Raw genomic sequence first — 21,099 nt, forward strand, 5'->3', positions numbered from 1 at the left:
CGCCGCCCCGGCGGCCGCTGCTCCGGCCCCCGCCTCCGCTCCTGCCGCGGCCCCCGCGGCCCCGTCGCCGCTGCGCGGCACCACCGAGAAGATCTCGCGCCTGCGCAAGGTGATCGCCGAGCGGATGACCGAGTCGCTCCACACCGCGGCGCAGCTGACCCAGGTCATGGAGGTCGATGTCACCAACATCGCCCGCCTCCGTGAGGCCAACAAGGCCGGGTTCCTGCAGCGTGAGGGCGTCAAGCTGACGTACCTGCCGTTCTTCGCCAAGGCCGCCATCGACGCGCTCAAGGTGCACCCGAAGCTCAACGCCGGGATCGACGTCGAGGCCGGCACGGTCACCTACTACGACCGCGAGAACATCGCGTTCGCCGTCGACACCGACCGTGGCCTGCTGACCCCGGTCGTCAAGGACGCCGGCGACCTGTCGATCGCGGGCATCGCGAAGAAGATCGCCGATGTCGCCGACCGCACGCGCAACAACAAGATCACCCCGGACGAGCTCTCCGGTGGCACCTTCACGATCACCAACCTGGGCTCCTTCGGTGCGCTCTTCGACACCCCGATCATCAACCAGCCGCAGGTCGCCATCCTCGGCCCGGGTGCGGTCGTGAAGCGCCCGGTCGTGATCGACGACCCCGACCTGGGCGAGACCATCGCGGTGCGCTACATGGTCAACCTCGCGCTGACCTACGACCACCGCCTGGTCGACGGCGCCGACGCCGGCCGCTTCCTCCAGGACGTCAAGAAGCGCCTCGAGGCCGGTCAGTTCGAAATCTGATGCACAATGAGGGACGCCCCGGAGCCAACCGGCTCCGGGGCGTCTCCCATTTCGACGTACGCGGACGTACGGCTCAGAGGCCTTCCATCAGCTCTTCGGCCTTCGGCTCGGTGACGGTGAGCTCCTCGCCGTGCTTGCTGAAGTCCATCTCGATCTTGTTGTCCTTCCCCATGGCCATGGTCATGCGGATCGGCCGCCCGTCCGCGTCGAACCAGCCGTCGAGAGTGCCGTCGCCCTCGCCGGTGACGTCCTCGTCGACGACGAACGCGTAGTGGGCGAGATCTGCGCCGTCGACCTCCTCCTGACCGACATAGGTGATCGTGTCGTCAGCCACCTCGCCGCTCAGGTCCTCGAACAGGGTGTAGGGGCTCGGCACCAACGCGGAGACCAACCCGCTGAACATGCCGTCGTCCTTCATCCACTCCTTCTCGTCGTCCATCCGCACGTAGGTCGTCTCGCCGATGGTGATGATCTCCATGACGGTCTGGCCCTCGGCCTCGTCCACCGTCAGCTTCGACTGGGAGACCACTGGCTCGCGCTGATAGTCACCGACGCTGGAGGCACTGACACTGGCGCCGTCCTCGACGGCCTCGACGCCCATCTCGACGTGGATCGTCGACATCGAGTCGGCCGCGGTGTCGATGAGCTTCGTCGCCTCGGACTCGGACAGCTTGGCGCCGGCCTCGAACCCCGGCCCCTCGGCGGCAGCATCGGCTGAATCCCCGGTCTCGTCCGAGCTCTCGCCGCACGCGACGAGGGAGAATGTCGCGCTGAGCGCGATCGCGGCCGCCGCGAGTCGGCGACCGTACTTCATGGTGCGCACTGTGTGCCTTTCAGAACCGAACCGATGAAACAGTCGCATTCTGTTCACAGGATCCCTACCCCCGTGGGGATATCGCCAAACCGTGATCAAGAGCCGGGGCGTACGATCTCGGTGTGACTGAGCTGCGCTTCGTTGAGGTCGGGACGATCGACTACCTGGACGCCTGGGAGATGCAGAAGCAGATCCACCAGCGCGTCGTGGACCGCGAGGAGCCCGACACCGTGCTGCTGCTCGAGCACCCGCCGACCTACACCGCCGGGAAGCGTACGAAGCCGGAGGACCGGCCCGCGGATCCCGGCGGGGCGCCGGTGATCGACGTCGACCGCGGCGGCGAGGTGACCTTCCACGGGCCCGGCCAGATCGTCGCCTACCCGATCGTGCGGCTGCCGGAGAAGGTCAAGGTCGTCGACTTCGTACGCCGCCTGGAGCAGGCGATGATCCGCACCTGCGCCGAGTTCGGCGTCACCGCCTACCGGGTCCCCGGCCGCAGCGGCGTGTGGCTGCCCGCGGGCGAGACCCCGGACGGCGTACGCCGCCTGGAGCGCAAGGTCGGGGCGATCGGGCTGCGAGTGAGCCAGCACGTGACGATGCACGGCATCGCGCTCAACTGCGACGTCGACCTGGGGTGGTACGAGCGGTTCGTGCCGTGCGGGATCTCAGACGCCGGGGTGACCACGCTCTCGGTCGAGGCCGGACGCACGATCGGCAGCGCCGAGGCGATGCCGGTGCTCCACGCCCAGATCGCCGAGATGCTCTCCTGGCGCGACTACGACCAGGGGCCGAGCCTCGACCCCAAGCCCGACCCGGCCAAGACTCCGCGGGTCCCGCTGCTCTCCCCGAGCCTCACCTGAGCCGAACCGGAACCGGAGTGACCGTCCAGTAACCGCCTGGCTTCGGGGTTCCGCCCTCCCCCGGCGTAGTCTGGTGGGGTGACTCAAGCTCCTGCCCCAGAAGGTCGCAAGCTCCTCCGCCTCGAGGTCCGTAACGCGCAGACTCCGATCGAACGCAAACCGGAGTGGATCAAGACCAAAGCGAAGATGGGGCCGGAATACAAGGAGCTCACCGCGCTGGTGAAGTCCGAGGGCCTGCACACCGTGTGCCAGGAGGCCGGCTGCCCCAACATCTTCGAGTGCTGGGAGGACCGCGAGGCCACCTTCCTCATCGGTGGCGACCAGTGCACCCGACGCTGCGACTTCTGCCAGATCGACACCGGCAAGCCGACCGACCTCGACCGCGACGAGCCGCGCCGGGTGGCCGAGTCCGTGCAGACCATGGGCCTGAAGTACGCCACGATCACCGGTGTCGCCCGCGACGACCTCGCCGACGGTGGCGCCTGGCTCTACGCCGAGACGGTCAAGCAGATCCACGAGCTCAACCCCGAGACCGGCGTGGAGAACCTCATCCCCGACTTCAACGGCATCCCGGAGCTCCTCCAGGAGGTCTTCGAGTCCCGCCCCGAGGTGCTCGCCCACAACGTCGAGACCGTCCCGCGGATCTTCAAGCGGATCCGTCCGGCCTTCCGCTACGAGCGGAGCCTCGACGTGATCACCCAGGCCCGCGACTTCGGCCTGGTCACCAAGTCCAACCTGATCCTCGGCATGGGCGAGACCCGCGACGAGGTCTCCGAGGCGCTGCGCGACCTGCACGAGGCCGGCTGCGAGCTGATCACCATCACGCAGTACCTGCGCCCGAGCGTGCGTCACCACCCGGTCGAGCGCTGGGTCAAGCCCGAGGAGTTCATCGAGCTCCAGGCCGAGGCCGAGGAGATCGGCTTCTCCGGTGTCATGTCCGGACCGCTCGTTCGTTCGTCCTACCGGGCCGGTCGGCTGTACCGTCAGGCGATCGAGGCGCGTGACGCCTCCGTGGCCTGAGTCCCTGCGTACGAAATCTGAAAGAGGAAGATGTCCCAGACCGATCCGAGCAGCATGAGTCGCCGCCAGCAGATGGTGGAGACCTACAAGCTCACCAAGCAGTCCGACCCCAAGATCGGCCTCATCCTGGCCGCGGTCTTCGTGGTCGTCGCCGCTGTCGCCGGCGTGATCTTCTGGCTCCTGCCCGGTGAGGGCGTCTTCTCCTGGATCTTCACGATCGTCGGTGCCCTGCTGGCCGGTCTCCTCGCCGCCATGGTGGTCTTCTCCCGGCGTGCGCAGAAGGTGATGTACTCCCGGCTCGAGGGCCAGATCGGTGGCGGGTACGCAGCCCTGACCATGCTCCGCCGGGGCTGGACCGTCACCCAGGCCGTCGGCGTCGAGCCGCGCAGCCAGACCCTCGTGCACCGCGTGGTCGGCCCTCCGGGAGTCGTCCTCGTCGGCGAGGGCAACAGCCCGAGCAAGGTCCGTTCGCTGCTGGCGAGCACCAAGCGCAGCCACGCCCGTGTCCTGGGTGAGGTGCCGATCACGACCGTCGTCGCCGGCAACGGCGAGGACGAGGTGCCGCTGCCGCAGCTGACCAAGCACGTCACCAAGCTGGGCCGTCAGGTCGCCGGTCCGGAGATCACCGACATCATCAACCGTCTCAAGGCCGTCGACGCCACCCGCGGCACCATGCCGATCCCGAAGGGGCCCGTCCCGACCTCGATGAAGGGCATGCGCGGCAACCTCCGCGGCCGCTGATCACACCGTACGGCGCGCCCGGATCGCGTAGAGAAGCGGGATCCGGGGCGCCTGCTCGGGCAGCCTGAACCAGCCGTCCTCCCCCACCACCATCGACGGGAACCGGGGCCACGGCAGCCGCTCGTCCTCGCGGACGAGCTCGATCTGCAGGCCCGCGCCCGCGAGAGCGGTGACGACCTCGCCGACCCCGTGACGCCATTCGTACGCCGTCGTGGCGGTGCTCAGCGCCGGGCCGTCGGTGTAGGTGTGGGTCGAGTCCTTCGTGATCGCGCCGCGGCCCGACAGATAGTCGTGGCGCAGCTCCAGGGAGTCCTCGCGGCCCGGCTCCGGCACCTCGCCGAGAGCGTCGAGGAGCGGGTGGAACTCGGCCAGATAGAGGAAACCGCCGGGCTTGAGCAGATCGTGCACGACCCGCGCCCACAGGTCGATGTCGGGCAGGTAGCAGACGGCGCCCTTGCCGGTGTAGACGACGTCGAACCGGTCCGCGCCGAGCACCTCGACGGCGTCGTGGACGTCCGCCTCGTGGTAGTCGACGACCAGCCCGCGCTCGGCGGCGATCCGGCGAGCCGCCGCCACCGCCTCGGCCGAGATGTCCAGCCCGTACGTCACCGCACCCCGCTGCGCGAAGGCGACCGTCTCGGTGCCGAGATGACACTGCAGGTGCACGACCTCGCGCCCGGTCAGGTCGCCGAGATCGGTCCACTCGTAGTCGGCGAACCACGACTCGGCGGGTCGGGACCCGTCGATGCCGTAGAAGGCGCTGGCGACGTGGATCGGAGTGCGCGCGTCCCAGTTGGCTCTGTTGGCCTCGATCTGGCGGGTTGCTTCGGGGTCGAGAGTCATGCGACCACGGTCCCACGAACACTGTGCCCATGAGACGGCAGCAGGGCCGGTCCCCTTGCGGGACCGGCCCTGCTGCGTACGAGTCCGGCTGTCAGCCGGCCATGCTCGGCATGTCGGTGACCTGGTCGGCGGGCGGCGCCTCGATGGTCACCTCCTCGCCGTGCTTGGTGAGCACCATCTCGACAGTGCCCATCTCACCCATGCCGACCTCGGCCTTGCGGAGCAGGCCCTCGCCGTCGACCCAGATGTCCTGCTCGATCGTCTTGGGCAGACCGGTGGCGCTGTCGGAACCGAGGTTCTCGGCGAGAGCCGCGGAGTCGACGGTGAAGCTGTAGTGCTTGGTGTCGGTGCCGTCGAGCTTCTCCTCGCCCTCGAACTTGGAGGACTTGATCGAGTCCTCCATCCCGTCGAAGAACGCGAGCGGGTTGCTCATCGACTCGAGGCTGGTGCCGCCCATCTTGGCGAGCTGGTCGGCGGTCGCGGTCATCCACGAGTCGCCCATCATGCCCTTGATGTAGATCTTCTCGTCGACGAGGATCGTCTCGAGATCCATGTCCATCGAGCCGCCGGTCATCTTCATGGTGGAGTGCTGGGCCGGCGGCTCCTTGCGGATGTCGCCCTCGCCGGTCATCGAGACCGACTGGCCGGAGGCCTTGACGTCCATCTTCGTGGTGAAGTGGGCGGTGTCGATGTCGGTGGCCTTCTTCATGACCTCGGTCATGTCCTCGGCCGAGACCGAGTCTCCCTCGCTGGCACCGCCGGCCCCACCACCGCCACCACAGGCCACCAGGCCCGTGAGCGATACGGCCAGCACGCCGGCCGCAGCGGCACGGCGCCAGAGGCCTCGTGGCCCGAGAGTACGGTTGCGCGTCATTGAGCTTCCCTTCATGTTTCCGCTCCTGCGGCGGACCGCTCCAACCTACCCGCGGAGTGGTCTCAACTCACGCGGCGAAACACGTGTCGATAGGTCTGAAGCGTCACCGTCGCGGTGCCGGCCGCCAGATCGTGCAGCCCGCGCCGGTCCGGGCGGAAGACCAGCGGAGGCACGACGAGGACGACGAGGATCTGACGGGCGATGCTCCGCAGCGGGTCCAACGGACGTACGTCCGGCTCACCCTGGGTCACCCGCACGGTGCGCAGCCGGGTGACGAGCTTGCCGAAGGAACCGCCGCCGAGCGTGGTGAAGACCGCGGTCTGCACGATGAAGACGACCAGGATCCACAGGTTGTCGCTCGGACGTGGGTCGACACCGGCCAGCAGGGACCCGAATGGCAGCGCGCGTACGCCCAGGAAGACCGAGGCCACCAGCGACGACGCGAGCCAGTCGACGAAGAGCGCCAGCACGCGCCGGCCCCAGCTCGCGGTCGGATAAGGCAGAGTAGGCGTCGCAGGGGCGGCGGGACTGGTCACATCGGCAAGCGTAGGCGGCAACGTCTTGAGGGATGAGATCGGGATGGGTGCCGATCAAGTCACACAACCTGTTACATGCCTGAAACATTTGCGACACTCCTGTGCAACCGGCCCTTCGTAATTTTCGGGTCACGGTCGGATCCATCAGGATTCGACCTCGATCGCGAGAGACCTATCTGGCTCTTCCCGCCCGGGTGAGCCAAGGAGGATTGATGTTCAGCACTGACGACGAGCTCTTGAAGTTCATCTCTGACGAGGGAGTCGAGTTCGTCGACATCCGTTTCGTCGACCTGCCCGGCGTTCAGCAGCACTTCACGGTGCCGGTGTCGTCGTTCAACCTGGAGCCGATGGCATTCGACGGTTCGTCGATCCGCGGCTTCCAGGCGATCAACGAGTCCGACATGGCGCTGTACCCGGACGTCACGACTGCGTACATCGACCCGTTCCGCACCGCGAAGACCCTCGCGCTGATGTACTTCGTGCACGACCCGATCACCGGCGAGGCCTACTCGCGCGACCCGCGCAACATCGCGCGCAAGGCGCTGGCGTACCTCGCCTCGACCGGCATCGGCGACACCGCCTTCTTCGCCCCCGAGGCCGAGTTCTTCATCTTCGACAAGGTCGCCTACAACACCTCCGAGGGTGAGTCGTTCTACAAGATCGACTCGGTCGAGGCCTGGTGGAACTCCGGCGCCGACAAGAACCCCGACGGCACCGACAACCTGGGCTACAAGACCCGCTTCAAGGGCGGCTACTTCCCGGTCTCCCCCACCGACCACTTCGCCGACCTGCGCGACGTCATGGTCAAGAACCTCGAGGCCTCCGGCCTGCTCGTCGAGCGCGCCCACCACGAGGTCGGCACCGCCGGCCAGGCCGAGATCAACTACAAGTTCGACACGCTGCTCAAGGCGGCCGACGATGTCATGAAGTTCAAGTACATCGTCAAGAACACCGCCTGGCAGGCCGGCAAGACCGTCACCTTCATGCCGAAGCCCGTCTTCGGCGACAACGGCTCGGGCATGCACGTGCACCAGTCGATCTGGAACGCCGGCGAGCCGCTGTTCTACGACGAGACCGGCTACGGCGGCCTCTCCGACATGGCCCGCTGGTACATCGGCGGCATCCTGAAGCACGCCCCGTCGGTGCTCGCGTTCACCAACCCGACCGTGAACTCCTACCACCGCCTGGTGCCGGGCTTCGAGGCTCCGATCTCGCTGGTCTACTCCTCGCGCAACCGCTCCGCCGCGGTCCGCATCCCGATCACCGGCACCAACCCGAAGGCCAAGCGCGTCGAGACCCGGTTCCCGGACCCGTCCTCGAACCCCTACCTCGCCTTCTCGGCCCTCCTCCTCGCCGGCATCGACGGTATCCAGAACAAGATCGAGCCGCCCGCGCCGATCGACAAGGACATCTACGAGCTTCCGCCGGACGAGATGGCCGAGATCAATCAGGTGCCGACCTCCCTCGGCGCCGTCCTGTCGGCCCTGGAGAACGACCACGACTTCCTCACCGTGGGCGACGTCTTCACCCCCGACCTGATCGAGACCTGGATCGACTACAAGACCAACGACGAGATCCTCCCGATCCAGCTCCGCCCGCACCCGCACGAGTTCGAGCTCTACTACGACATCTGAGCCCAACTCGGAAGAGCGGAAACGCCTTCGGACGACTTCGGTCGTCCGGAGGCGTTTCCTCGTCCGGTCGGTGTTTCGTCAGGTCCAAAGCGGAAGCGCTGTGCGTCAACGCACCGACCGAGATGAGGTCGACACCCGTCTCGGCGATGGCGCGGACGATGTCCAGGCGGACGGTGCCCGAGGCCTCCAGCAAGATACCGGAAGCCTCGGCTTGCTCGGCCCGCATCTTCACGACCACTTCGATGTCGGCCACCGACATGTTGTCGAGCATGATCCAGCAGGCTCCGCCTTCGAGGGCCTCGACGGCCTGCGCCACCGTCTGCACCTCGACATCGGTCTCGACCTTCTTCCCGGATCGCTCCATCCCGCGCCGGACTGCGTCGAGCGCGGCAGTCACGCCGCCCGCCAACCACCGGCTCAGCCTCGCGGCGATCAGCCGAGACCCTCGACGACGCGGAAGTCGCGCTCGAAGCCTTCGGGCAGCTCCGCGAGCGCCTCCTGGTACGACGCGCTTGCACGAGCGGCGACTGCCAGTTCGAAGCTGTCGAACTCGATCACGACGACGCGCTCGGGTATTCCGGCCTCGTGTGCCTCGACTCGGCCGCCGATGCTCGCGAGCACTCGTCCGCCCATGGCCGCGACCGCCCGGCCCGCCAGCTTGTTGTAGTCATCGAGCCTGTCGGGGTCCTCGATGGTGGGATAGACGCTGACCCAGTAGCCCTTGGGCATGAAACCTCCAGTGTTGGGATGAGCCTGAACGAGATCAATGGGCGGAGATCGGCTTGGTGCCAGGCTCGAGGGGCAGGCCGAGCACCCTGACGGCGAACGAGATCGCGTGGTACCAACCACAGACCATGACCAGATCGAGCGCGGCGTCCTCACCGGCGGCAGCAACCAGGCGTGACCAGGTGTCGTCAGAGAGGTCGAAGGTCGCGTGGAGCTCGTCGACGGCGTCGAGCACCGCACGATCGGCACTGCTCCAGCAGCCGTCCGTCGGCCCGCCACGCGCAAGGGAAGCCAGCTGCTCCGCGTCGAGTCCCGCCTTCTCGGCGAAGGTCGCGACATGGACAGCCCACTCGTAGTCGGCACCGCACAGCGCGGTGGTCCGGTCGATGACCAGCTCGCGCTGGCGCACCGTGAGAGCGGAGCGACGGGAGAAGTAGTAGCTCCCCCAGCCGGCGATGGCGCGAGCGCGCTCGGGCCGGCGTGCCCATACCCGGAAGAGCTGGATCGGCGAGTGCCCGAGGAGCTCGAGGGCCTCCCTGGCTTCCTCACCATAGGGCGGCGAGAGCGGATCGATGCGGGGGCGCTTCGATTTCAGAGGCATGCCCAGGACGCTAACATGTGTGCTTCGGAAAGGGAAGCAAATGACAAACCCAACACCACTGCCAGGCCGTCCGGTCCGTGGCTCGCGCACGGGCCGCCCGATCATGGCCATCCTGGACCTCCTGGGCCGACGCTGGGCGATGCGGGTCCTGTGGGAACTGCGTGACGACTCGTCCCCGACCTTCCGCGAGCTCCAACAACGCTGCGACGGAGTCTCCTCGAGCGTCCTGGCAGACAGGCTTCGCGAGCTCGGACAGGCAGACCTCGTCGAGAACACGGGCGAGGGATACGTACTCACCGAACAGGGCAAGACGCTTCGAGAGTCCCTTCTCCAGCTCGACGCCTGGGCCGCCCGCTGGCAGCCCAGGGCGGAGGAGTGACGTCTCGTCAACACGACAGGGGCAGGAAGTACGCATCGGCTGGCTGGAACATCGGCGAGCCAGTGCAACACAAGTCCTCCGTGGCGCGTCATGAGGACACACATCGCCCGGACTCGGAGGGTTCACATGAAGAGGCTCGTCGTCTTCCTTCTCATCGGCGCGCTCGGACCAATGTTGGGGCCGGTCCTCAGCGCCCAGGCGCTGCCGCCCGACCTCGTGTGCGACGGCAGCTACCACCACCGGACGTTCCGCCACGTCGTCATCCCGGACGACGCCCGCTGCGTGATCACCAATTCCAGGATCACCGGCAATGTCCGCACCACCGGTGCACCGAGGGTGGTCAGCATCACCGACACGCACGTCGGCCGGAACATCCACGTCCGCAACGTCGTCGAACGCGTCACCATCGGGGCCGCGGGGTGCCGCGTGGACCCTGTGGCCGGGCGAAACCTCATGGTCCGCAACTCCCGCAACGTGGCGATCTGCGAGATGTCGATCGCCAACAATCTGGTGGTACGCGACAACCGGGGGACCTTGATGGTCCGGGACAACAAGGCGTGCAACAACCTCCGCGTCGTCCGCAATCATGTGCGGTCCCTGCGTGTGCTCAGGAACGCCTACGCCGGCAACTTCTCGGTGGCCCGCAACACCTGGGTCGACCGCCGGATCGTGAGGGACAACGTGGAGCTGCGTCAGAACCCCTCGGCGTGCCGTCGTCGCGCTGGATGATCGAACGCGGTCCTCACTCCCCCGCCGGGTAGGGAGACTCCGCCAGCAGCCCGGCGAGATGAGCGAGGTTGCGGGCCAGGGTCCTGGTCGTGCCCGCGGTCTTGTCGGGGGTGGGCTTCTTGTCCTTGTAGTCCACGGCCTGCATGGCCTCGCCGACCCAGTACGTCGACCCGCCGGCGGGGATGGTGAAGCCGACGTCGTTGAGCGCCTGACAGAGCTCGGCGGTGACGTGGTGGGCGCCGTCCTCGTTGCCGACGACGCCGATCCCGGCCACCTTGTCGTAGGTCAGCATCCGGCCCTGGTCGTCGGTCTCGCTGAGCTCGGCGTCGAGCCGCTCGAACACCATCTTGCACACCGACGACGGCTGGCCGAGCCAGATCGGGGTGACCAGCACGAGCACGTCGGCGTCGAGCACGCGCTCGCGCAGATCCGGCCAGGCGTCACCGTCGCCCTCGTCGGTGCTCACGCCGAAGCGGACGTCGTGGTCGACGACCCGCACCATCTCGCCCTTCACGTCGTGGTCCATCAGCGCCGAGAGGATCTGGGACCCGAGCAGCGCGGAGCTGGACTCGGCGGGCGACGGCTTGAGGGTGCAGTTCAGGATCAGACAGCTCAGTGACGGCATGCCATCAGGTACCCGTGGGCACGCCCCCGTCATGCACCGATGACGGTACGCCCCACCCGCAGGTGGAGGTCCTCGAGCCGGCCGAGCTGGTCGTCGGCGCGCCGGATCAGTTCCTCGAGCTGCTGCCGGTCGATGCGTACGTCGTCCTCGGTGGCGGCGTGCAGGAGCTGCCACCCGGCCCGTTTGGCGGCCACGGCGTCGCGCAGCGCCTCCAGCTCGAACAGGTCCGAGAGCGGCGAGCGGCGCACCACGCGTCCGTTCGGTTTGAACCGGCCGACGAACTCGACGGCCCGCCCGGTCGTGGCGCCGATGCGGGACGGCGTGGCACCGGTCGCCACGATGATCTGCCGCAGCGTCTCCCGGTCCTCGTTCACCTCGGCCGCCAACCGGCGAACCCGGGAGGCCACGTCGGTGTCGGAGTGCGAGCGGCCGACCCGCCTGAACATCGCGACTCCGGCGGTGGCGCCGGCCCAGTGGTGCTGCAGATAGGCGTGCAGCGTCTCGTCGTTCATCGGTGCTCCTTCTCTGGTGGTCAGGGACGTAGCGGCGGTAGGTCGCTGCCGGCCTTCTCCGGGATCCCGGAGATCACCGCCTCGAGGGCCTCCATGGCCGTGTGGCGCGGTCGCCAGTCGAGCTCGAGCTCGGCGCGGGCGGTGGACATGAGCGGCAGCTGCATGACCGCGTCCAGCAGGCTGCCGGGGACCGGCGCCAGTCGGGCGTGCCATGCGGTGTCCAGGCCGTGACGCACGAGGTTCGGCGGGATCTCGACCGTCCGGGCCTCCAGCAGCTCGCCGAGCTCGTCGCGCCCGATGACACCGGGAGCGGCCAGGTTGAACGCGCCCGTCACGTCGGTGGTCGCCGCGGCGGCCAGGGCCCGGCCGACGTCGCCGGCATGCACCGCCTGGAACCGCAGCCCGGCGGGCACCGGCACCATCGGGATCCGTCGGCGGTCCACGAAGGAGGGCCGGAGCAAGGGGCCGCCGAAGATGCGTCGCTGCTCGCTGGCCGCCGAGCGCTGGAAGACGAACGCGGGCCGGACCCGGACCAGGCGGACCTCGGGATGGTCGCCGGCGAAGGCGTCCAGGGCCCGCTCGACGTACGCCTTCTCCCGGCAGTACGCAGCAGACGAGGCCCCATCGGTCTCCCAGGTCTCGTCGACCGGGTCGTCGTGGTCCACCGGCGAGTACGCGGCCACCGACGAGACGCACACGAGCGCCGGAACTCCCGCCCGGGCCACGGCGTCGAGCACCCGCCGCGTGCCCACGGCGTTGGTCGCCCAGGTCTCCTCGGGCCGGTGCGTGGGCTGGAACTTCCAGGCGAGGTGGACGACCGCGTCGGCACCCTCCAGGACCGGCTCCAGGTTGGCGGTGGAGACGTCGGCCTCCCGCCACTCGACGGAGGCGTGCGGGCTGGTGTGCGGACCCCTCGGACCCCGGCGCGCCACGCCCACGACCATGGCGGCACCGTCCGCGGTCAGCGCCCGGATCGTGGCGGTGCCGAGGTTGCCCGACGCACCGATGACGACGACCTTCATGTTGCCCACGCCCTCCCTGATCTGCGTTGTGACCCACCGGTACCCACCTGTGCGCGGCTTGAAGCGCGAGATCCGGGTACCGCAGAGGTGACCCGATCCCGAGGAGGCACATCCATGAAGGCGGTCACCTGGCAAGGCAGGCGCGACATCCGGGTGGAAGAGGTCCCGGACCCGCACATCGTCGATGACGACGACATCATCGTCGAGGTCACCTCGACGGGACTGTGCGGTTCCGACCTCCATCTCTACGAGGTGCTCACCGGCTTCATGACTCCCGGCGACGTGGTCGGGCACGAGCCGATGGGGATCGTCGCGGAGACGGGCCCCGCGGTTCGGGAGCTGAGCGTCGGGGACCGCGTCGTGGTGCCGTTCAACATCAGCTGCGGCACGTGCTGGATGTGTCAGCACCGCCTGCACTCGCAGTGCGAGACCACCCAGAACCGCGACCAGGGCACCGGCGCGAGCCTCTTCGGCTACAGCTCGCTCTACGGCCAGGTGCCCGGCGGGCAGGCGGAGTATCTGCGCGTTCCCTTCGGCAACCAGCTGCCGATCAAGGTGCCGGAGGGCCCGCCCGACGACCGCTTCCTGTTCCTCTCCGACGTCCTGCCGACCGCATGGCAGGCGCTGCAGTACGCCGACCCCGACCCGAAGAGCAACGTGCTGGTCCTCGGGGCCGGCCCCATCGGCGACATGGCGGCCCGCTTCGCGCTCGCCGCCGGCCACCGGGTCATCAGCGTGGATCGTGTGCCCGAGCGCCTCGCCCGGGTGCGGCAGCGCGGCGCCGAGACGATCGCCCTCGAGTCCGGCGACATCGCCGAGCAGGTGCGCGACCTGACCGGCGGCCGCGGCGCGGACGCCGTCATCGACGCTGTCGGCATGGAGGCGCACGGCTCGCCGATCGTCGAGGGTATGACCAAGCTCGTGTCGATGATGCCGGGAGCCGCGGGCCGCGCGGTGATGCAGTCGGCCGGCGTCGACCGGATGGCCGCGCTCACCACCGCCTTCGACGCCGTACGCCGCGGCGGCACCGTCTCGATCGCCGGTGTCTACGGCGGGGCGCTCGACCCGTTCCCGATGATGCAGCTGTTCGACAAGCAGGTCACCATCCGGATGGGGCAGGCCAACGTACGCGCCTGGACCGAGGATCTGCTGCCGTTCCTCGTGGGCGAGGACGACCCGCTCGGCGTCGACTCCTTCGCCAGCCACCACCTCCCCCTGATCGAGGCGCCGGATGCCTACAAGTCGTTCCAGGAGAAGTCCGACGGGATGGTGAAGGTCGTCTTCAACCCCTGAGCCCCGTCAACCATTCGTCGTACGGCACCGGGTCGGCGTCGTTCTCCGCCTGGTCGACGATGCTCTCGGTGAACCAGGTCCGCAGCGACACCATCTCCGGCGTCGAGCGCAGAGTCAGCAGGTGGTGGGTCTCGCCGAGCTCGTCGGCCAGGTTGTCCGCGGCCAGCAGCTCACGGACCACGGGGGCCATCTCGCGCGGGAGAGTCATCTCGATGTCGACGTACTTCAGCCCTGCCGCGGCCGCTTCCATGGCGATCCGACGTCCCATGTGGCGCGCGAACGCCGGCCGGGTCACGAGCCGCTCGATGAGCTCGCCGAGCTCGCGCGGCGGCGTCGGGCCGTCCTCGGAGTCGATCAGCTGGAGCTCGCGGACCAGATCGTCGAGCCGCTGGTCGATCTGGAGCCCGAGGTGCACCGGGCAGCCGGGCAGCCGTACGGTGACCCAGTCGGCGGGCAGGACGGCCGGCTCCGGCATCGCCTGCTCGCCGTACTCCACCGTCGGCGGCCGCACCTCGTGCTCGACCCCGTCCCCGGCGAGCTCGGCCCAGATCCGCCGTCCGTCGGCACGCTCCTCGATCCCCCAGGACTCCGCCAGCACCGAGACGATCGCCAGCCCGCGCCCGGTCATGCCCTGACTCTCGAGCGGAGGCGGGGCGACCGCAGGGAGCGGCACCAGCGCCCCGTCATCCTCGACGCTGAGCCGTACGCCGGGCTCGAGGTCGCTCATCCGGACCTGCATGTAGGGGCTCCCGCTGTGCAGGGCGGAGTTGGCCGCCATCTCGGTGACGCACAGAGCCGCGTCGTCGACGAGATGCGCCCGCCCCCACTCCCGGAGCCCGTCGGTGACGAACCTGCGCGCGCCGGGCACGCTGGCTGTCTCGGCGGAGAAGCGCACGCGCAGCTCGCGACGGCCCTCGTCGGACACGGACATCATGGGGCCAGTCTGCCCCGCGCTCGCCCCGGCCGTCACCGATCGCCGTCACAGCAACGCGCACACCTCGGAGGCGGCACGCTCCCCGTCGCCAGATCATCGCTCCCGCGCCGGCGACCGGCCGCGAGAGGCAAGCACGTCCCTGGCCGCGCCGACCACCCAGCCGATCAGAATGAGGAAGACGGGCGTCAGCATGAGCGCGAGGATCGGGAGGAACGCGGCGAGGAAGCTCTGCATGGTGTCTCCGGGGTGTTGTCGGTGGAGGAAGCCGGCCGGCCTGGTCGCTCTGGCGGTCAGGCCACGGGCAGCGCGCCTCGTCGCGCGTTGCGACGGCTTCCGTTGATGAGGTCGTTGAAGCGGTCGACGGCCCAGATCATGCGCAGCCCGAGACGGCCCATCATCATCGGCGGCGGGAACTTCGGCTTCTCCTGCCACAGCGTCTCCAAGTCCTCGTGCCGCCGGCCGTCGACGATCGCATCGGCGATGAGCGTGCCGACGTACGGCGCCTGGGCGAGTCCGTGCCCGTTGCAGGCGATCGAGTAGTAGATGTCGTCGCCGATCTGCCCGGCGAGCGGGAGCCAGGACGACGTGATCGCGATCCAGCCGCCCCATGCTCGCCGGACCTTGACGTCGGCCAGCGACGGGAAACGGGTGGCGAAGGCGCCGGCCAGCTCCTCGACGAGCCCGGGGTCCGGGGTCTTCTCCGGCGGCAGCGGAAAGCTGGTGCCGCGCTCCAGGCGGCGTACGCCGAACACGATGGTGTTTCGTGGCGTGAGGCGGTAGTTCTCCATGATCGCGTGCTGCGTGACGAGACCCATGCCGCTGGTCCAGCCGAGGGCGGCGATCCGCGCCGGGTCGATCGGCTCGGTCTCCGCCTCGATGACGTAGATCGGCACGGAGAGGTGCTTCGGGGTGATGTCCCACTCCCCAGCAAAGGCATTCGTGGCGAGCACGACCTTGTCGGCATGCACCCTGCCCTGCGGGGTGGTGATCAGGACCCCGGCACCCGTACGCACCACGTCGGTGACCTTCGTCTGCTCGAAGACGCGCGCGGGCGAGTCGAGCAGGACCCGTCGCATGCCGAGGCTGAACTCGCCCGGATTCATCCTTCCCCCGACGACCTCGCGCATGCCGCCGACGAACCCGCGCGGGATCCCCAGCTCCGCGGCTGTGCCGACCTCCACATGGCCGCCGGCCCGGGTGATGATCTTGGCGACCCGCCGCACCCGGCCCATCTGGCCGCGCGAGACCGCGGCGAACGCGTTGCCGGTCGCCTCGTACTCGCAGTCGGTGCCGTTCTTGGCGATGAAGTCCTCGACGTGATGGGCGGCGCGCTCGGCCAACCGCATCATGCCGGGCATCTTCTTGCGCGAGAGCAGGTTGAGCAGCTGGATGTCGCCGCCCGGGGCACCCGCCAGCTGGCCCGCGTTGCGGGAGCTGGAGCCGTGGCCGCAGAACTCGGCCTCGAGCAGGACCACGTCCCGGCCGCGCTCGGCCAGGCGCAGAGCGGTCGACATCCCGTTGATGCCGCCGCCGATGACGGCGACCTGGCACTCCACGTCACCCGCCAGTGCGGGGCGTACGTCCCCGGGCGGGTCGACCCAGCCGCTGAAGGTGGTGTACTCGACGTCGTCAGTGGGCGTGGGCATGGGTCAGCTCCCGGGGGTCGGTCCGCTCGTTGTGCTCGTGCAGTGCGCGGTAGGCGAACAGGTAGATGAACAGCTGGAGGCCCCACACCGTGAGTGCCAGCGCGTAGAACAGCGCACGGTCCTGGAGGGGGTCGACGGAGGCCGGGAACGGGAAGAAGTCGTAGCCCAGGGCGATCCCCGTCCCGGCCAGGCTGACCAGCAGGGTGGCGACCGCGACCTTCGTCGCGCCGATGTCCCACAGCCGCTTCGTGACGTACAGCAGGAAGACCAGCGTCAGCAGGTTGACGACGAGGTAGATCGTCGCCGGGCCGAGGTAGAGGATGTGGTGGCCGGCGTCGTCCACGTGGTCCTGGAACTTCTCCTGGCCGAGGTAGAGGCCGGCGCCCACGGCCAGCGCGAGGATGGCGACGTCGACCAGGATGGTCGACTTGTAGCGGTGGGTCACGGCCAAGAACCCGACGACGAGCAGCAGGGTGATGCCGACCGAGCGCGAGAAGGCGTCGAGAAAGAAGGCGAACGAGTACTGCATGCTGGCCTCGCCGGCCGCCTTGTCCTCGGGGAACCGGAGGGCCCAGATCAGGAAGTTCACGCCGGAGGTGGCGACGATGAACCACTCGATGCCGAGCAGGTAGTTGCCGTACTGCTTGATGAACTTCCAGCCGGCCCAATAGCCGCCGGCGATCATGATCACGTCCCCGACCAGGAACGCCAGGGCGTAGATGTCGTCTCTCATGTCTGTCTTCTCTCCTTCAGGTGGTGGGTGCCGTCAGACCCGCGCGCGCCGGCGCGAGCGGGCGCCCGAGACCAGCACGGTCACGACGACGAGCAGGGCAAGAACTCCGGAGATCCAGTAGCCGGCGCCGTAGAGGCCCTCGGCGGCCACCTCGAGCGTGGTACCCGGCACCGGGACGAGCTCGGCACTGAGGTCCGCGCTGACGAGTGCCGTGCCGAATGCGAAGCCGACCGCCATGAAGGTGCCGGCGACACCGGCGGCCATCCCGGCCTTCTCCTCGGGCACGGCCGCCTGCACCAGCGTGAAGCCGGCGGCGTACCCGATGCTGCAGCCGAGGCCCATGACCGCGGCGCCGACCAGGTAGTGCCACTGCTGGTCGTGCATCATCGCCAGCCAGGCCAGGCCGGCCGCGCTCACCAGGGCGCCCAGGATGAAGACGGGCACGCCGCGACCGTTGGCGACAGGACGGTCGACCACGGCGCCGCCGACCAGGAACGTCACCGCGAAGGGCACCATCAGCCAGCCGGTCTGGAGGGCTGAGAGTCCGAGACCGTACGCGTCGACCGGGCGCAGCGCTTCGGGGATGACCTGCGCGTAGGTGCTGAGAAGGAGCAGGAAGGCCGAGTTCACCGCCGCGAACAGCGCGATGCACAGGCACGAGGCGGTGACCAGCGGCGTACGCATCAACGCCATGTCGAAGACGGCCGTCGACGACCGGCGCTGGGAGCGGGCCCAGGCGACGCCACCGATGGTGCCGACCACCAGCGGGATGAGAGCCGCGTTGCCCCAGACCAGGCCCTGGGTCAGGGTCAGCAGGATCGCCGCCACCCAGCCGACCATCCACACCGTGCCGACCACGCCGATCCGACCGGCGCGCTCGGCCGGCGGGGCGTGCGGCACCAGGACGTACGTCGCGAGGGTGGTTGCCGCGCAGGCGACGGTGAGGATGGCGAAGAAGCTGCGCAGGGACAGGGTCTCGACGATCAGGCCGCCGCCGATCATGCCGATGACGATGCCGGCGCCCGTGGCGATCACCAGCACGGCGACACCGACCGTGATGCCGGACTCGCCAAGGTTGCGCCGGAGGAAGCCCAGCGGCAGCAGCTGGGCCGCGCAGCCGAAGCCCATCAGGGCGCACCCGGCGAGGAGCGTCGGGTAGGAGTCGCCGATCGCCGGGACCGCCGCGCCGACAGTGAGGAAGACGGACGCGGCGACGGAGGCGTTCCGGTCGCCGTACAGGTCGGCGAGCCGCGGCAGCAGGATGAATCCCGCTCCCCCACCGAGGGTCAGGGCGGTGTAGAGCCACGTCGTCTCGGCGACCGTGGCGAGCCCGTACTGCGCCTGGATCACCGGCAGGAGCGGCGGAAGGATGAAGATGACGGCGTTGGTCAGCACGACCATCAGTGCGCCGATGCCGATGAGCGGCCCTCTGCTGCGGTGCTCTGTCCTCGCCCGGCGGGCCGCGCCCGCTTGCTGATTGATCTGTGCCATGAGCTGGTCTCCGATCGGGACGGTCTGATCTGGCTCATACGCTAGGTGGCTGTTAGTCAAATGATCAAGATGTATGACTAAGTTGTTTGGCTAAGTTTTGCTCCTTCAGGGAACCGCCATCGGCGCTGATATAGTCACCGCGACTTAATCAAGCGCCCAACTATGTCGGCGCCGGACGCACCCGGAGGACCTGATGGCACGGATCCCCGTCGCACAGCGACGTCGCGACTTCATCGAGGCGGCCGTCGAGGTCATCGCGGCCCACGGGATCGACGGAGCGACGACGCGCCGGATCGCCGAGCAGGCCAAGGCCAACGTGGCGATGCTGCACTACTGCTACGACTCGAAGGAGGACCTCTTCGCCGACGTCTACACCTTCGTGTCCGGCAAGTACCGCGAGGTCATCGAGGGCAGCGACCCGCACACCACGCTGCGCGACGCGGCGCGACAGATCCTGTACGGCGTCATGGAGTGCTACCTCGAGTCGCCGAGCTTCACCGCCGCGACCTTCGAGCTCGTCAGCTGGGCCCGGCGTCAGCACGGCGACCGCGGCATCGCCGTCTACGACCAGGCCTTCGACACGGTCCGCAAGGCGCTCCGCGAGGCGTCCGCCGGCGACCCGGTCGGACCGGAGGTCATCGACGAGGTCGCCTACGTCCTGGCCACCCTCTCCGACGGGTTCGGCGTCAACTGGCTGACCTACGGCGACGCCACCGTCGCCCGAGCCCAGATGGAGCTCAACTGCTCGGTGCTCGACACCTGGCTCACGACCCGGCTCGCGGCGGCACCGGCCAAGGCCTGAGCGCCGCCGCGCCGGCTCTCACAACGGCAGGTCCGGGGAGTCCACGCCGACGACGCGGTCGCCGCAGAAGACGCGTACGGACTCGGCCGGCCCGTGGCCACCGATGCCGGCCGGGCCCCAGAAGCTCTGAGCCGAGTCGTCGCCGAGATCCGCGACCTTGGCGCCATTGACCCGCACCTCGCCGGCCACGATGCGCGAACCCACCTCGATGGCACGGTCGGTGTCGGTGCCGAAGACGTACGCGTCGAGACCCGACGGATGGGCGTTCGCGATCCGCAGCGCCTCTTCATCCGAGTCCACGGCGTGCAGCGAGACGAGCGGACCGAACAGCTCCGCCGTCGCGCGGTCCGGATCGGCGCCGGAGGCGATGGTCGGCGAGAGGAAGCAGCCGCCCAGCTCGGGGAGCGCAGCCGGCTGGTGGATCGTCGCTCCCAGCTCACGCAGCCCGTCGATGCGGGTCTGGAGCGTCTGGAAGTGCGGTCCGTTGGAGATGGGCCCGACGTGGGTGTCGTCGTCCAGAGAGTGGCCGACACCGAGCTTGGATATCCGCTCGGTCAGTGCGTCGAGCAGGGGGCCGACCTGGCTGCGGTGGGCGAGGATCTTGCCCGGTCCCTCGCACCATTGCCCGTTGAGCTTGGTCATGCCGTCGAGGATGCCGTCGGCGGTGACGTCGACGTCGGCGTCGTCGAGCACGATCACCGGGTTGTTGCCGCCGAGCTCGAGCTGCAGCACCTTGAAGTCCTCCGCCGCTGCACGGGCGATGGCGCGCCCCGCCCCCGGTCCGCCGGTGAACGAGACGATCTTGATCCTCGGGTCGGCGGTCAGTCGCGCGCCGACGTCACCGGCGCCGTGGACCAGCTGCAGCGCACCCGACGGGAGCCCTGCCTCCACGAAGCACTCGACCACGATCTGCGCACTGCCCGGCGCGTGCTCCGAGGGCTTGAGGATCACCGGACATCCGGCCGCGACGGCGCTGACGACCTTGGCGGCCGGGATGAAGCTCGGCCCGTTCCACGGGGTGAGGATCGCCGCCGGCCCCCACGGCACCTTGTAGAGACGTACGTCGCGGCCACCGGCCTCCAGGGCCGTGACCCGCGGGATCTCCCGCAGGTCGGCGGCGGTCGCCCGGATGCGGAAGGGCAGGAACGAGGCGACCGTGCGGGTGGCGCTGATCGGGGTGCCGCTGGTGAGGGCATCCGTACGCGCGATCTCCTCCGTCCGGCTCTCGAGGAGCGCGGCGACGCGCTCGAGCATCTCGGCCCGCTCGTGCCGGGCCTCCTCGTCCCAACGCCCGACGTCGTACGTCTGCTCCGCATGCCGCAGGGCACGCTCGACGTCGTCGGGCGAGGTGGTGACGGTCCGGTGGACCGGCTCGAGGGTGTTGGGGTCGAGGTTCCACGCGTCGTCGACCGTGGCGCACTCGCTCCACTCGTCGGCGATGTAGTCGACCGGCTGGGCGATCGTGATCTCGTTGCTGGACATCAGACTTCCTCTTCGGGTTCG

General features: G+C 68.9%; 25 protein-coding genes. 9 read left to right on the top strand and 16 right to left on the bottom strand.

Annotated elements, in window-relative coordinates:
* Positions 1 to 781: 2-oxo acid dehydrogenase subunit E2 (locus G5C66_RS18700; RefSeq protein WP_165112449.1), on the top strand; the 781-nt coding region annotated here is incomplete at its 5' end.
* A 73-nt stretch (positions 782 to 854) separates the two neighbouring features.
* Here G5C66_RS18700 and G5C66_RS18705 read toward each other — a convergent pair.
* Positions 855 to 1,595 (bottom strand): LolA-like protein, encoded by a 741-nt coding sequence (locus G5C66_RS18705; protein ID WP_165112450.1) that lies wholly within the window; start codon positions 1,593 to 1,595, stop codon positions 855 to 857.
* Between the two features lie 122 nt (positions 1,596 to 1,717).
* Here G5C66_RS18705 and lipB point away from each other — a divergent pair, with 122 nt between their 5' ends.
* The 3 genes from lipB to G5C66_RS18720 all read left to right on the top strand — a co-directional run bounded on the left by lipB (position 1,718) and on the right by G5C66_RS18720 (position 4,216).
* A complete protein-coding gene (gene lipB / locus G5C66_RS18710) occupies positions 1,718 to 2,455 on the top strand; it encodes a lipoyl(octanoyl) transferase LipB (protein ID WP_165112451.1) in 738 nt (245 codons plus the stop codon).
* A 78-nt stretch (positions 2,456 to 2,533) separates the two neighbouring features.
* The gene (gene lipA, locus G5C66_RS18715; protein WP_165112452.1) at positions 2,534 to 3,475 is read left to right on the top strand and encodes a lipoyl synthase; all 942 of its coding nucleotides are present in this window, start codon (positions 2,534 to 2,536) and stop codon (positions 3,473 to 3,475) included.
* Positions 3,476 to 3,505: 30 nt separating this feature from the next.
* Positions 3,506 to 4,216, top strand: coding sequence for a DUF4191 domain-containing protein (locus tag G5C66_RS18720; RefSeq protein WP_165112453.1), 711 nt, complete (start codon positions 3,506 to 3,508; stop codon positions 4,214 to 4,216).
* On the opposite strand, the gene G5C66_RS18725 is transcribed toward G5C66_RS18720, so the two are convergent.
* The 3 genes from G5C66_RS18725 to G5C66_RS18735 form a co-directional block, all read right to left on the bottom strand.
* Entirely contained in the window at positions 4,217 to 5,059 is an 843-nt protein-coding gene (locus G5C66_RS18725) for a class I SAM-dependent methyltransferase (protein ID WP_165112454.1), read from the bottom strand. It abuts the gene before it with no gap.
* Between the two features lie 91 nt (positions 5,060 to 5,150).
* Positions 5,151 to 5,933, bottom strand: a complete 783-nt coding sequence (locus G5C66_RS18730; protein WP_165112455.1) for an SCO4651 family lipoprotein — start codon at positions 5,931 to 5,933, stop codon at positions 5,151 to 5,153.
* A gap of 62 nt (positions 5,934 to 5,995) precedes the next feature.
* Entirely contained in the window at positions 5,996 to 6,469 is a 474-nt protein-coding gene (locus G5C66_RS18735) for an RDD family protein (protein ID WP_165112456.1), read from the bottom strand.
* 212 nt (positions 6,470 to 6,681) lie between these two features.
* Between G5C66_RS18735 and glnA the strand changes: the two genes are divergently transcribed.
* Entirely contained in the window at positions 6,682 to 8,103 is a 1,422-nt protein-coding gene (glnA, locus tag G5C66_RS18740; RefSeq protein ID WP_165112457.1) for a type I glutamate--ammonia ligase, read from the top strand.
* Here the strand turns inward: glnA and G5C66_RS27095 are convergent.
* From G5C66_RS27095 to G5C66_RS18755, 3 genes are read right to left on the bottom strand one after another with little or no spacing between them, the layout of a single operon-like run.
* Complete coding sequence (locus tag G5C66_RS27095) at positions 7,994 to 8,512, bottom strand: nicotinate-nucleotide diphosphorylase (RefSeq protein WP_420901747.1); 519 nt, start codon at positions 8,510 to 8,512, stop codon at positions 7,994 to 7,996. The genes glnA and G5C66_RS27095 overlap by 110 nt on opposite strands.
* Before the next feature lie 23 nt (positions 8,513 to 8,535).
* Positions 8,536 to 8,832, bottom strand: a complete 297-nt coding sequence (locus G5C66_RS18750; RefSeq protein ID WP_165112458.1) for a DUF1330 domain-containing protein — start codon at positions 8,830 to 8,832, stop codon at positions 8,536 to 8,538.
* Between the two features lie 34 nt (positions 8,833 to 8,866).
* Complete coding sequence (locus G5C66_RS18755) at positions 8,867 to 9,430, bottom strand: carboxymuconolactone decarboxylase family protein (protein ID WP_165112459.1); 564 nt, start codon at positions 9,428 to 9,430, stop codon at positions 8,867 to 8,869.
* A gap of 103 nt (positions 9,431 to 9,533) precedes the next feature.
* Here G5C66_RS18755 and G5C66_RS18760 point away from each other — a divergent pair, with 103 nt between their 5' ends.
* Both G5C66_RS18760 and G5C66_RS18765 read left to right on the top strand, forming a co-directional pair.
* A complete protein-coding gene (locus G5C66_RS18760) occupies positions 9,534 to 9,809 on the top strand; it encodes a winged helix-turn-helix transcriptional regulator (protein ID WP_165112460.1) in 276 nt (91 codons plus the stop codon).
* Between the two features lie 126 nt (positions 9,810 to 9,935).
* Positions 9,936 to 10,538, top strand: a complete 603-nt coding sequence (locus tag G5C66_RS18765; protein ID WP_165112461.1) for a hypothetical protein — start codon at positions 9,936 to 9,938, stop codon at positions 10,536 to 10,538.
* Between the two features lie 13 nt (positions 10,539 to 10,551).
* Here the strand turns inward: G5C66_RS18765 and G5C66_RS18770 are convergent, their stop codons facing one another.
* From G5C66_RS18770 to G5C66_RS18780, 3 genes are read right to left on the bottom strand one after another with little or no spacing between them, the layout of a single operon-like run.
* Positions 10,552 to 11,163, bottom strand: coding sequence for a flavodoxin family protein (locus G5C66_RS18770; RefSeq protein WP_165112462.1), 612 nt, complete (start codon positions 11,161 to 11,163; stop codon positions 10,552 to 10,554).
* Between the two features lie 29 nt (positions 11,164 to 11,192).
* Positions 11,193 to 11,675 carry a hypothetical protein gene (locus G5C66_RS18775; protein WP_165112463.1) on the bottom strand — a complete coding sequence of 161 codons (483 nt, stop codon included), beginning with the start codon at positions 11,673 to 11,675 and terminating at the stop codon, positions 11,193 to 11,195.
* Between the two features lie 20 nt (positions 11,676 to 11,695).
* Positions 11,696 to 12,697: an NAD-dependent epimerase/dehydratase family protein gene (locus G5C66_RS18780; protein WP_165112545.1), complete on the bottom strand. Its 1,002-nt coding sequence runs from the start codon at positions 12,695 to 12,697 to the stop codon at positions 11,696 to 11,698.
* 114 nt (positions 12,698 to 12,811) lie between these two features.
* Here G5C66_RS18780 and G5C66_RS18785 point away from each other — a divergent pair, with 114 nt between their 5' ends.
* Entirely contained in the window at positions 12,812 to 13,990 is a 1,179-nt protein-coding gene (locus tag G5C66_RS18785; protein WP_165112464.1) for an alcohol dehydrogenase catalytic domain-containing protein, read from the top strand.
* Here the strand turns inward: G5C66_RS18785 and G5C66_RS18790 are convergent.
* The 5 genes from G5C66_RS18790 to G5C66_RS18810 form a co-directional block, all read right to left on the bottom strand.
* Positions 13,980 to 14,924: an ATP-binding protein gene (locus G5C66_RS18790; protein WP_165112465.1), complete on the bottom strand. Its 945-nt coding sequence runs from the start codon at positions 14,922 to 14,924 to the stop codon at positions 13,980 to 13,982. The genes G5C66_RS18785 and G5C66_RS18790 overlap by 11 nt on opposite strands.
* A 93-nt stretch (positions 14,925 to 15,017) precedes the next feature.
* Positions 15,018 to 15,158, bottom strand: a complete 141-nt coding sequence (locus G5C66_RS18795; RefSeq protein WP_165112466.1) for a hypothetical protein — start codon at positions 15,156 to 15,158, stop codon at positions 15,018 to 15,020.
* 56 nt (positions 15,159 to 15,214) lie between these two features.
* Positions 15,215 to 16,570: an NAD(P)/FAD-dependent oxidoreductase gene (locus G5C66_RS18800; protein ID WP_165112467.1), complete on the bottom strand. Its 1,356-nt coding sequence runs from the start codon at positions 16,568 to 16,570 to the stop codon at positions 15,215 to 15,217.
* The gene (locus tag G5C66_RS18805) at positions 16,554 to 17,303 is read right to left on the bottom strand and encodes a transporter (protein ID WP_165112468.1); all 750 of its coding nucleotides are present in this window, start codon (positions 17,301 to 17,303) and stop codon (positions 16,554 to 16,556) included. Before G5C66_RS18805 ends, G5C66_RS18800 begins: the two co-directional genes overlap by 17 nt.
* 33 nt (positions 17,304 to 17,336) lie before the next feature.
* Positions 17,337 to 18,794, bottom strand: coding sequence for an MFS transporter (locus tag G5C66_RS18810; RefSeq protein WP_165112469.1), 1,458 nt, complete (start codon positions 18,792 to 18,794; stop codon positions 17,337 to 17,339).
* Between the two features lie 193 nt (positions 18,795 to 18,987).
* Here G5C66_RS18810 and G5C66_RS18815 point away from each other — a divergent pair, with 193 nt between their 5' ends.
* Entirely contained in the window at positions 18,988 to 19,596 is a 609-nt protein-coding gene (locus tag G5C66_RS18815; RefSeq protein WP_165112470.1) for a TetR/AcrR family transcriptional regulator, read from the top strand.
* Positions 19,597 to 19,614: 18 nt separating this feature from the next.
* On the opposite strand, the gene G5C66_RS18820 is transcribed toward G5C66_RS18815, so the two are convergent.
* Positions 19,615 to 21,078, bottom strand: a complete 1,464-nt coding sequence (locus tag G5C66_RS18820) for an aldehyde dehydrogenase family protein (RefSeq protein WP_165112471.1) — start codon at positions 21,076 to 21,078, stop codon at positions 19,615 to 19,617.
* Positions 21,079 to 21,099 lie beyond the last annotated feature (21 nt).

The sequence above is a fragment of the Nocardioides turkmenicus genome (genome assembly GCF_011045035.1).
In the GTDB taxonomy this organism is placed as follows: Bacteria; Actinomycetota; Actinomycetes; order Propionibacteriales; family Nocardioidaceae; genus Nocardioides; species Nocardioides turkmenicus.